10 protein-coding genes are annotated in these 11,042 nt (G+C 69.9%); 7 read left to right on the forward strand and 3 right to left on the reverse strand.

From position 1 onward, the window contains the following. The first annotated feature begins 70 nt into the window (after positions 1–70). The 6 genes from ACWF0M_RS13590 (at position 71) to ACWF0M_RS13615 (ending at position 7,725) form a co-directional block, all read left to right on the forward strand. The gene (locus ACWF0M_RS13590; RefSeq protein WP_452235945.1) at positions 71–1,354 is read left to right on the forward strand and encodes an SWIM zinc finger family protein; all 1,284 of its coding nucleotides are present in this window, start codon (positions 71–73) and stop codon (positions 1,352–1,354) included. A 10-nt stretch (positions 1,355–1,364) separates the two neighbouring features. Continuing rightward, a complete protein-coding gene (locus ACWF0M_RS13595) occupies positions 1,365–2,780 on the forward strand; it encodes a DUF5691 domain-containing protein (RefSeq protein ID WP_452235946.1) in 1,416 nt (471 codons plus the stop codon). 115 nt (positions 2,781–2,895) lie between these two features. Then, positions 2,896–3,978, forward strand: a complete 1,083-nt coding sequence (locus ACWF0M_RS13600) for an ATP-binding protein (RefSeq protein ID WP_452235947.1) — start codon at positions 2,896–2,898, stop codon at positions 3,976–3,978. Then, the gene (locus tag ACWF0M_RS13605) at positions 3,975–6,143 is read left to right on the forward strand and encodes a DUF5682 family protein (protein WP_452235948.1); all 2,169 of its coding nucleotides are present in this window, start codon (positions 3,975–3,977) and stop codon (positions 6,141–6,143) included. Before ACWF0M_RS13600 ends, ACWF0M_RS13605 begins: the two co-directional genes overlap by 4 nt. Next, complete coding sequence (locus tag ACWF0M_RS13610; RefSeq protein WP_452235949.1) at positions 6,140–7,288, forward strand: VWA domain-containing protein; 1,149 nt, start codon at positions 6,140–6,142, stop codon at positions 7,286–7,288. Before ACWF0M_RS13605 ends, ACWF0M_RS13610 begins: the two co-directional genes overlap by 4 nt. A gap of 5 nt (positions 7,289–7,293) precedes the next feature. Beyond that, positions 7,294–7,725 carry a GNAT family N-acetyltransferase gene (locus tag ACWF0M_RS13615; RefSeq protein ID WP_452235950.1) on the forward strand — a complete coding sequence of 144 codons (432 nt, stop codon included), beginning with the start codon at positions 7,294–7,296 and terminating at the stop codon, positions 7,723–7,725. Here the strand turns inward: ACWF0M_RS13615 and ACWF0M_RS13620 are convergent. Beyond that, a complete protein-coding gene (locus ACWF0M_RS13620; RefSeq protein WP_452235951.1) occupies positions 7,722–8,066 on the reverse strand; it encodes a YciI family protein in 345 nt (114 codons plus the stop codon). The two genes, ACWF0M_RS13615 and ACWF0M_RS13620, sit on opposite strands and share 4 nt — an antisense overlap. Before the next feature lie 75 nt (positions 8,067–8,141). On the opposite strand from ACWF0M_RS13620, the gene ACWF0M_RS13625 reads away from it, so the two are divergent. Beyond that, complete coding sequence (locus ACWF0M_RS13625; protein ID WP_452235952.1) at positions 8,142–8,711, forward strand: TIGR03086 family metal-binding protein; 570 nt, start codon at positions 8,142–8,144, stop codon at positions 8,709–8,711. Here the strand turns inward: ACWF0M_RS13625 and ACWF0M_RS13630 are convergent. Both ACWF0M_RS13630 and ACWF0M_RS13635 read right to left on the reverse strand, forming a co-directional pair. After that, positions 8,682–9,848 (reverse strand): hypothetical protein, encoded by a 1,167-nt coding sequence (locus ACWF0M_RS13630; protein WP_452235953.1) that lies wholly within the window; start codon positions 9,846–9,848, stop codon positions 8,682–8,684. The genes ACWF0M_RS13625 and ACWF0M_RS13630 overlap by 30 nt on opposite strands. Further along, entirely contained in the window at positions 9,832–10,884 is a 1,053-nt protein-coding gene (locus ACWF0M_RS13635) for a glycosyltransferase (RefSeq protein ID WP_452235954.1), read from the reverse strand. Before ACWF0M_RS13635 ends, ACWF0M_RS13630 begins: the two co-directional genes overlap by 17 nt. Between the last annotated feature and the right edge of the window lie 158 nt (positions 10,885–11,042).

Here is an 11,042-nt window from a genome sequence, read left to right on the forward strand (position 1 = left end):
TGGGGGTGTCGGTGGGGGGTGGCATGCTTCGGGTAGGGACGTGGTGAGGAGTGGCGTGGGGTTGTGGGACGTGGAGCAGGTGGTGGGACTGGCGCCTGATCCTGCGTCCGCGAAGGCTGGGCAGGGGCTGGCTCGGGGGGAGAAGTGGTCGGCCGCCGGCGCGACCGATCGTGCGGTCTGGGGTTTGTGCCAGGGCAGCGGCAAGCAGCCGTACCAAACGGCCGTGGATCTCGGCGGTCCGGCGTACAAGTGCTCCTGTCCGTCGCGGAAGTTTCCGTGCAAGCACGCGCTCGGGTTGCTGTTGTTGCTGGCGAAGGACGAGATACCGCCGGCGGACGAGCCGGACTGGGTGAAGACCTGGGTCGACCAACGAGCCGAGCGAGCCGACCGGCCGGAGCGGAAGCCGGGCGAGGTCGCGGACCCGGTTGCGGCGCAGCAGCGGGCGGCCCGGCGCGCGGATCGGGTGTCGGCGGGGCTGGCCGAGTTGGCCGGTTGGCTGGACGATCAGGTGCGCCAGGGACTCGGCGGATTCGATCAGCGCGCGTATACCGAGCTGAGCCGCCTAGCCGCGCGGATGGTCGACGCGCAGGCGCCGGGCGTGGCAGGTGCGGTACGTCGGGCGGCGGGTGTCGTCGGCCGTGGTCACGGTTGGCCGGGCGAACTGCTGGAAGAGCTGTCCCTCGTCCACCTGGTCGTAGCGGCGCACGGTCGTCTCGCGGAGCTCCCGCCGTCGCTCGCCGACACGGTGCAGAGCCGGATCGGCTGGACGACCGAAACGGCGCGTGTCCGTCTCGAGGGCGAGAAGGTCGAGGACGACTGGCTCGTACTGGGCCGCGTGATCGAGCCGGACGAGCATCTCACCGTACGCCGCGTATGGTTGCGTGGGGCAACGACTGGACGGATCGGGCTGATCCTCACGTTCGCAGCCGCCGGGCGCCCGTTGGACCCGCTTCCGGCTCGTCCTGGTGAGTACGTCCCCGGGGCGCTCTCGTTCTATCCAGGCGCTCTCCCGATGCGCGCTCTCCTCACGCAAACCGATCCGCGCCTGCCCGCACCGCGCCCCGCCGGTCTCACGGTCCGCAGGGCGTCGGCGTCGTACGTCGAATCGCTCGCCGCCGACCCGTGGAACGAGCGCTGGCCGCTGGTGCTACAGGACGTACGACCCGCGCGGCACGGTGACGGCTGGGCGCTCGTCGACGAGGCCGGCGACGGACTCGAGATCCTGCCGGGCTGGGATGCGTTGAAGCTGCTAGCGGTATCCGCAGGCGATCCGATTACCGTGGCCGGTGAGTGGAACCGCGCCGGCCTCCGCCCGATGACCTGTTGGCACGCCGACCGGCCGGTGATCCTGTGAACGGCGATCGGTGGGTGCGGAAGTGAAGGGCTGGGACGGGCTGGTCAGTTCGGCGTTGCTCGGCACCGACCGGCGGCCGCCGCACTTCGACGAGCTGCCCGAGCACATCCAGGTGCGCCTCGGCGACGGCAACCTGCTCGATGCTGCCGCGCTGGCGACCGTGTACAGGCGGGCCGGACGCAAGCCGCTGCACGATCTCGAACCGCTTGCAGCTGCGCCGGGCGAGGATCGGCCGTTGCCGCGGGCAAACGCGGTGCGGCGGTTGGCCGCGATGCTGGGCGGGTTCCAGACGTCCGCGCTGGGTGAGTGGTTGCGTACGGCGGACGCGCACGGTTGGGGTGTTCCGCCCGAGCACCTGCCGGCGTTGGCGGACTTCGCGCGCAATCGTGCGGAGTACCGTCCGCTCGTCATCACCGCCGCCGGTCGTCGTGCGCGCTGGCTCGCGGATCTCAATCCCGAGTGGCGATTCCTGCACGCGGCGGTTGCTGAGAGCAACGATCCGGAGTTGTGGACGCACGGCAACGCGATCCAGCGACGTACCTGGTTGCGCGCCGCCCGCACCCAAGATCCCGCCGCCGCACGGGACGCGCTCAAAGAGGTCTGGCCGAGCGAGTCCGCCGCGACCCGGGCGGATTTTCTCGGACTCCTGCAGGACAACCTCGGGCCGGCGGACGAGGAGTTCCTCGAGTCCGCGCTCGACGACCGCTCCCGTGAGGTACGGCGGGTGGCCGCGCGGCTGCTTGCGCGGTTGCCGGGAGCGCAGTACGGCGTACGGATGACGGAACGTCTGCACGCGCACCTTCTGCCCAGCCAAGGTGTGCTCGCCGTCGACCTTCCGCGCAGCCTCACGCAGTCGATGGAGCGTGACGGGATCGACTCGCAGAACCCCGAAGGCGTCGGCAAACGCGCGTGGTGGTTCCACCAGATCCTCGCCAACACGCCCTTGCAGGCAATGGATATCACCTGGCTCCAGACGCCCGTCGAGGGCTGCGCCGCCGAGGTGCTGCAGTCCGCCTGGACCGAGGCCGCCATCCGCGAGAGCTCAGTCGAGTGGTCCCGCGCGATCCTGCAAGCCGGATCGAATACCGGCAGTCGGGGTCCGGCCGAGCTGTTGCGGTTGTTGCCCGCCGAGGAGTGGGCGAGCGCCGTCGACGTACTGCGGAAGAACGTCGACGTCGCCGAGTTGGTCGGTGGATTGCCCGTGCCGTGGCCCGCTCCGCTCGCGAGCATGATCCTCGACCAACTCGCCAAGGTCGGCACCAACCGCGCCTGGGCGCGCCTCGCCAGCATCGCGGCCCGCGCCGCGCCGCCCGACGTACTCGACCACCCGATCACCCGCGAACCCACCGGCGAGGAAGACACCTGGCGCCGCCGCCTCGTCGAAACCCTGACCTTCCGCCGCGAAATGTACGAGGAGCTCACATGAAAGTACTGATGCCACGCCTCCGGCGCGGCGGGTCATGGGGCTGTGGCTCCTGGCCTTCCCTCGTCGCTCCAGTCGCTCCGCTCCCTACGCTCCTCAGTCCAGGCCAGGAGGCCCCATGACCACTGAAGTACTGCGCCCGCACGCGGAGGTCGAGTACGCCGACGAGTTGCAGGCGTTGCGCGCGACGGACGACAAGCCGCGGCCGCCTGCTTGGCTGATGTCGCCGAGTGCCGTGGTCACGTATCTACTCGGTGGGCAGGCGGGGGACACCGAGATCTCACCGAAGTACGTCGGCCCGCGCCGGCTGGTCGAGGTCGCGGTCGCCACCCTCGCGACGGATCGGGCGCTGTTGCTGCTCGGCGTACCGGGTACGGCGAAGACGTGGGTCAGCGAGCACCTCGCGGCGGCGATCAGCGGCGACTCGACGCTGCTAGTGCAAGGTACGGCGGGCACCGCGGAGGAAGCGATCCGCTACGGCTGGAACTACGCCCAGTTGATTGCCCAGGGCCCCAGTGAGGCGGCGCTCGTGCCGAGCCCGGTGCAGCGCGCGATGACCGGAGCGAAGATCGCCCGGATCGAGGAGCTGACCCGGATGCCGTCCGACGTCCAGGACGCGCTGATCACGATCCTGTCCGAGAAGACGCTGCCGATCGCCGAACTGGCCACGGAAGTCCAGGCCCGTAAGGGATTCAACGTCATTGCCACCGCCAACGATCGCGACAAGGGCATCAACGAACTCTCCAGCGCACTGCGCCGGCGCTTCAACACCGTCGTACTGCCGCTGCCCGATTCCGCCGAGGACGAGGTGGAGATCGTTTCGCGCCGGGTGTCGCAGCTCGGCTCGGCGCTCGAGCTACCGCAGCCGGATGACGCGCTCGACGAGATCCGCCGCGTGGTCACGATCTTTCGCGAGCTCCGGTCGGGCCGAACCGAGGACGGCCGTACGGCGGTCAAGTCGCCGTCCGGCACGCTCTCCACCGCGGAGGCGATCAGCGTCGTCACCGGCGGTCTCGCGCTCGCGGCCCACTTCGGTGACGGCGTACTGCGTCCGACGGACGTGGCCGGCGGCATCCTCGGCGCGGTCGTCAAGGATCCGTCCGCGGACCGCGTCGTCTGGTCGGAGTACCTCGAAACCGTGGTCCGCGAACGCGACGACTGGGCGCCGTTCTACCGGGCCTGCCGAGAGATCTCCGGATGACCGTTCACCTGCTCGGGATCCGGCATCACGGGCCGGGGTCGGCGCGGGCGGTGGCGACCGCGCTGGCCGAGCTGCGTCCTGATGTCGTCCTGATCGAGGGGCCGCCGGAGGCCGACAAGATCGTCGAGCTGGCTGCGTCGGAGGAGATGGAGCCGCCGGTCGCGCTGCTCGCGTACGCGGTGGATGACTCGACGCGGGCGGCGTTCTGGCCGTTCGCGGTGTTCAGCCCGGAGTGGCAGGCGGTCCGGTACGGGTTGGCCGCCGGGGTGCCGGTGCGGTTCTGCGATCTCCCGGCGGCACAGCAGTTCGGCTCCGCGGGCGGGCGGTCGGTGTCGATGGATCCACTCAAGATGCTGGCCGAGGCGGGCGGGTACGACGATCCCGAGCGCTGGTGGGACGACGTGATCGAGTCGCGGCGCGGTGGTGCCGAACCGTTCACGGTGATCGCCGACGCGATGCGAGAGCTACGGCGCGGTGAGGAAGCGACCGGACGCGAGGCGCAACGCGAGGCCTATATGCGCACGGTTCTGCGGAAGGCGATTCGTGAAGGATTCGAGCGGATCGCGGTCGTCTGCGGTGCCTGGCACGTGCCTGCTCTGGAGCTACCGTTGCCTCCGGCAACACATGATGCACGGATCCTGAAGGGTCTGCCGAAGCGGAAGGTCGCGTGTACGTGGGTGCCGTGGACGCACGGCCGGCTGGCCGCGGCAAGCGGGTACGGCGCCGGCATCACGTCACCTGGCTGGTACCACCACCTGTTCACCGCGCCCGACCAGATCACGACCCGTTGGCTCTCCAAGGTGGCGCAAGTACTGCGCAACGAGGATCTGCCGGTGTCCAGCGCGCACGTGATCGAGGCGGTCCGGCTCGCGGACACGCTGGCAGCGTTGCGTGAACGTCCGCTCGCCGGGTTGAGTGAGGTGACCGAGGCGACGCGGGCGGTGCTCTGCGGCGGGAACGACGTACTGCTGGATCTCGTGACGCGCGAAGCGGTGGTCGGTGAGCTGCTCGGTTCGGTGCCGGGGGAGACGCCGCAGGCGCCGGTGGCGGCGGATCTGGCGGCACAGGCGCGGCGGTTGCGGATGAAGCGGGATGCGACCGAGCGGGTGATCGAGCTCGACCTGCGGAAATCGAACGACCTGGAGAAGTCCAGACTCCTGCACCGGCTGCGGATTCTCGGCGTTCATTGGGGTGTGCCGGCCGCCGACGAGCGGCGGGCGCAGGGCACGTTCCGGGAGATGTGGCGGATGGCGTGGGATCCCGGACTGGAGGTCGAGCTGGTGGCCGCAGGCGCCCACGGTACGACGGTGCTCGGCGCCGCGACGTCCGTGATGCTGAAGTCCGCGGACTCCCCGACGCTCGCCGATGTCACGGCTGCGTTGGAGAAATCGCTCCTCGCCGACCTCGCTGAGGCGCTACCGCCGCTGCTCCAAGGAATCGACACCCGCGCGGCCGCCGACGCCGACGTCGGGCATCTGATGGCGGCACTGCCCGCGCTCGCACGAGCCTCGCGGTACGGCGACGTACGCGGGACCGACACGGCCGGCCTGGCCGCGGTCGCGGGGCGGATGGTGTCGCGCGTGTGTGCTGGTCTCGCGCGCACCGTTCACGGACTGGATCCGGATGCGGCGGCCGCCGTACAGGAATTGATCGACGGGGTGCAAGACGCGACGGTTCTGCTGGCCGAGAATGTGCGGTCGGAATGGCTGAATACGCTGCAGGGGTTGAGCGATCGGGCCTCGGTGCCGCCGTTGATCCGGGGGCGGTTGACGCGGTTGATGCTGGACACGTCGCGGTTGCCGGATCACGAGGTTGCGTTGCGGCTGGGGCGGTCGCTGTCACCTGGTACGGCGACGGCGGACGCGGCCGGGTACGTCGAGGGGTTCCTGGCCGGTGGCGGATTGTTGCTGGTGCACGACGAGCGGTTGCTGGCGATGGTGGACGGGTGGCTGGCGGCGATCCCGGATGATGCGTTCGTCGAGGTCCTGCCATTGCTGCGGCGTACATTCGGGACGTTTGCGGCACCGGAGCGCCGCTCGATCGGCGCGCGAGCCCGGGTGCTGAGCGATCCGGCGTCCGTGGTTGTTGCTGACGACAACGATCTGGATGCCGAGCTGGCGGCGACCGCGTTGCCGGTGGTCGCGCAGTTGTTGGGGGTCTCATGACGGATGAGCGTTTGCGCCGCTGGCGTTTGGTCCTTGGCGGTGCGGCCGAGGAGGAGACCGGTACGACGTTGTCGGCCGAGGACCGGTCCGTCGATGCGGCGTTGGCCGCGTTGTACGACGCCGCGGAGGGAGAGTCGGGTACGCAACGGTCGGCCGGGTTGGGTGCTTCGGCGCCTCGGGTGGCGCGGTGGTTGGGCGACATCCGGCAGTACTTCCCGAGCACCGTCGTACAGGTGATGCAGCGGGACGCGGTCGAGCGGCTCGGGATCACGCGGATGCTGATGGAGCCGGAGTTGCTGGGGGCGGTCGAGCCCGACGTACATCTGGTGTCCACGTTGCTCGCGCTCAACGAGGTCATGCCGGAGGAGACCAAGCAGACCGCGCGGGACGTGGTCGGCCGGGTGGTGGCCGAGCTCGAGGCGCGGCTCGCCGAGCGGACACGGGCGGCGGTGACCGGAGCGCTTGATCGGGCCGGGCGGACGGCGCGGCCGCGGCATTCGGACATCGACTGGGACCGGACGATCCGGGCGAACCTCAAGCACTTCTCGCCGGCGCTCGGGACGATCGTGCCGGACCGGCTGGTCGGGTACGCGCGGCGGAACCACAGTGTGCAGCGGGACATCGTGCTGGCGATCGACCAGTCGGGATCGATGGCTGAGTCTGTCGTCTACGCGTCGCTGTTCGGTGCGGTGCTCGGGTCGATCCGGACGTTGCGCACCTCGCTGGTCGTGTTCGACACCGCGGTTGTTGATCTGACCGATCAGCTCGAGGATCCGGTCGACGTACTGTTCGGGACGCAACTGGGCGGTGGGACCGACATCAACCGGGCGCTCGCGTACTGCGAGGAGCTGATCACGATGCCGGCCGAGACCGTGCTCGTGCTGATCTCGGATCTCTACGAGGGCGGGGTCCGGGAAGAGATGTTGCGCCGGGCGCGTTCCTTGGTGGAGTCCGGCGTACAAGTGATTGCTCTGCTGGCGCTCGCGGACTCGGGCACACCGTCATACGACGCCGAGAACGCGGCCGCGCTCGCCGACCTCGGCGTACCGACCTTCGCCTGCACCCCGGACAAGTTCCCCGACCTCATGGCCGCCGCCATCCGCCACGAAGACATCACCGGCTGGGCAGCAACCAACCTAACCTGAACCGCATGGAGATCAGCGGCATTCGGCCGGACGAGTACGAGCGGGCGGCGGAGTTGTGGGAGGCGTCGGTTCGGGCTACCCATTTGTTCGTCACCGAGGCGGATCTCGACGTGTTCCGGCCGTTGGTACGGGCGTCGTTTCCGGAGATCGCGCAGCTGGCCGGCTTGCGCGGTGACGACGGGCTGCTGATCGGGTTCATCGGGGTGGCGGACGGGAACGTCGAGATGCTGTTCCTCGATCCGGCGTACCGCGGGCGCGGCGGCGGGAGCCTGCTGCTGCAGCACGCGTTCACGCATTTCGCCGCCACGTGGGTCGACGTCAACGAGCAGAACCCGGCCGCGGTCGGCTTCTACGAGCACCACGGGTTCCGGTTCGAGTCACGCAGTACGCACGACTCGACGGGCAAGCCGTACCCGATCCTGCACATGCGGCTCTAGCCCGCGATCTCCAGGATGTCGATCGGGGTGTACGGGTCGGCCTCGGCGAAGCGGAGGGCCCACTGGACGGCCTCCTCCTTCGTGTCGACGCGGATGATCGAAACCCCCGCGACGAGCTCCTTGGTCTCGGCGAACGGCCCGTCGATCACCCGCGGCTGCCCCGGCGCCGGGAACGTCACCCGGGCGCCGCGCGAACTCGGCATCAGGCCCTCGCCGAGCACCAGCACCCCGGCCTGACGCATCTCCTCGAGCACGGCGTCCGCCCGCTCGAGAATCTCCGGATCCGGCGGATTCCCGGCCTCCAGGCTGTCATTGGTCTTGTGCAGCAACATGTACCTCATAACGCTGACCTTAATGCGGTCCAGAACGCTTGCGGACTCTTCCCTCGGTGTGTGCGGGCGCGGGACCATGCGGGGATGGGTGAGATCGCGGAGCGGTACCGGCGGCGGGCCGAGGCTTTCGAGCAGAAGGTCGCGGCGGTGCGTCCCGATCAGTGGGGGAACCAGTCACCGTGCGCGAAGTGGACCGCGCGGGACGTGGTCGAGCACGTCGTCACGATGCACGCGGTGATGCTGACGCCGGTCGCGCGCAAGCTCGAGCCGGCGGACGACCCGCTGACCGCGTTCCAGGAGGCACGGGCCGCGGTCGAGGACGTACTCGACGACCCGGTCGCCGCGCTGTCCGAGAGCGACACCCCGGCCGGGCGGCTGACGACCGAGCAGCACATCGACCAGGTGGTGTCCGACGATCTCGTCCTGCACGGCTGGGATCTGGCGCGCGCGACCGATCAGGACGAGACGATGGACCCGGTCGACGTCGAGCGGCTCTGGGCGACCGCGGTGGCGATTCCGCCGGAGCTGATGTTGAAGTACCGGACGCCCGGCGCCTTCGGCGAGGGCATCGAGGTGTACGGCGCCGAAGTACCGGTAGAGCCTGATGCGCCGCTGCAGGACCGCTTACTCGGGTTGCTCGGCCGCGAGCCGTGACAGGCTGCTCGGCGCGTAGTAGCTGCTCGGGTCGTCACAGAGCGGCGCCTGGCTCAACTCCCGCGGATCACGCATGAGGAGCGCGTGACCCTTGGCGATCGCCGGGTCCAGGTACTCGTGCCCCGGGAGGTCCGCCACGGCCGTACGGCAGCCGAGCGCCATGCCTTCGAACAGCGCGGTGGTCGAGACGCCGACCTGGTACGTCGCGGTCGCGAGCAGATCGAGCGTACTGCCGCCGGTGGAGAGCTTTACGCCCGACGGAATCGTGTAGTCCTCGGGGCGCTCGCTGGGGTGCAGGCGGAAGAGAACCTCTAGGTCCGGGTATTCGACGGCGACCGCCCCCGCGACCTTCACCAGCTCGCTCCCGACAGTGCCCTGCGACAGGAAGACCACCCGGTGCGGGTCTTTCGGGCCGGGCGGCGGCAGGAACGGGGCGCCCATCACCTCGGTCCGCATCACGGCGGGGAGGTCCGCGACGTCGGTCCAGTACGACCCGAAGCACCACAGCTCGTCCGGCTGATCCGCGACCACGGGCCGGTCCGGGTAGCTGTACCCGAGGTGGAACGGGCTGATCGCGCCGTGCTGCAGCTCGACGACCCGGATCCCGAGATCGCGGGCGGCGCCAACGATGTGCTGGTGGAAGTACGCGACGACCAGGTAGACCGTCTTGATCCGGTGCTTCCTGAGGAGCGCGCGGTACAGGGCGCGGAGCCGGAGGTGCTTCGGGACCTCACGGGCCAGCAGCGCGCCGATCGGGATCCGGACACCGGTCAGTTTCTCCAGCGCGGCCGCGATCCCGCGGTCGTCGACGGTACGGCGATGGAGCGCACCGGCGGCCGACGTGAAGAAGTCCAGGTTCTTGCTGCCCGGAAGCGGGGATCCGTTGATCCCGGAGTCCAGGATCAGGGCGCGGTCGCCGAGCGCGACACGCAGCTCGTCGGTGTAAATCTCGACACCGTTCGGTTTCCGCGGATGCGGTACGACGAGGGCGTCGTACGCGCCGGGGAACGGGGTGCGCGTGACGATCCCCGCCACGTGTTTCCCGACCAGGGCGGCCTTGTCGTACGGCGTACGACGTACCGGATGGGGCGCGCCGTGGATGCCGGTGCGGCGGGTCAGCTCATGAAAGACGCGCATCCGGATGATCGGCCAGGGATGGGCTCCCCGGATCTGCCACCCGAGCAGCTCCAGGTCCCGTTCCACCGTCCAGATCGCCCGGCACAGCTCCGCCACCGTCGGCCGAACCGTGCCGTTCCCGGTACTCGTCATGGTTGATCCCTACTATCCCGGCGAGACTCCCGACGCCCGAGAAGAACCGGCGGACTGCCTTCAGCAGGTGCGTCTTCCGGCCGAGCAGCAGCCCGGCGAGGGCGAACCCGATCGCCGAGATCACCCGGGCCGAAGCATAGGCCAGCACCAGGACGTAGCTGACCGCGCCCGGGCGGATCAGCAGGCGGCTGATCGTGTCACCGCTGCCGGAGCGGAACGCCCGCCGTACCAGCCAGCGCAGCGTCGTGCGGCCGACAGGCACCTCCTCGGCGATGCAGGCCTCCTCGCACCAGACGATCCGGAACCCGGCGCGGTGCACGCGGAGGAAGAAGTGCAGATCGCTGGAGCCGGTGTACCGGAACGCGGGGTGGAATCCCGGGGTGACCGCGTGGTAGACGCGGCGGCTGACCAGCGTGTTGTTCGTGTATGCCTTGCGGAGCTCCTCGCCGGTGGTGTGCCGGCCGGTGGAGTCGTGTACGTCGCTGTAGGCGTTCCACGGCGGCGCGCCGGGCGGGAGATTGCCCTTCACCGGGCCCGTCACCACGTCAGCGCCGGTCGACTCCCACGCCTTGAGCAGCGTCGTCAGCCAGCCGGGCGGGGCGACCTCGTCGTCGTCCACGAAGATCAGCGCGTCGTCGTTCCAGCACAGCTCGACGGAGCGCTCCCGCGCGAAGGGGATGCCCGGCTCCGGTTCCACGACCGACTCGATCGGGTACGGCGTACCGTCCCCGAACTCCTCCAGCACCCGCGCCGCCGCCCCCTCCGCGTCGTTGTCCACCACGACGATCCGGATCGCGTACTCCCCGCCCGAGGGCAGCTCCTGAGCCTGCAAACTCGTCAACAACCCCCGCAACAGAGCAGGTCGCCTGAAGGTAATCACCGCGATGGCGACACTCGTGCTCATGCCGCCCGAGACTATCGGTCCCCACCCACAACCGCCCATCCAACGCGTGTGACATTCCCAGCCCACGCCCCCCGCGCCGCCCCCCGCGCCGCCCCCCGCGTCGCCCCCGCGCCCACCGCCCGGCCGCCGCCGTGCCCCCGCCCCGCCGAGATACCGGA

Source organism: Kribbella sp. NPDC055110 (assembly GCF_053607525.1).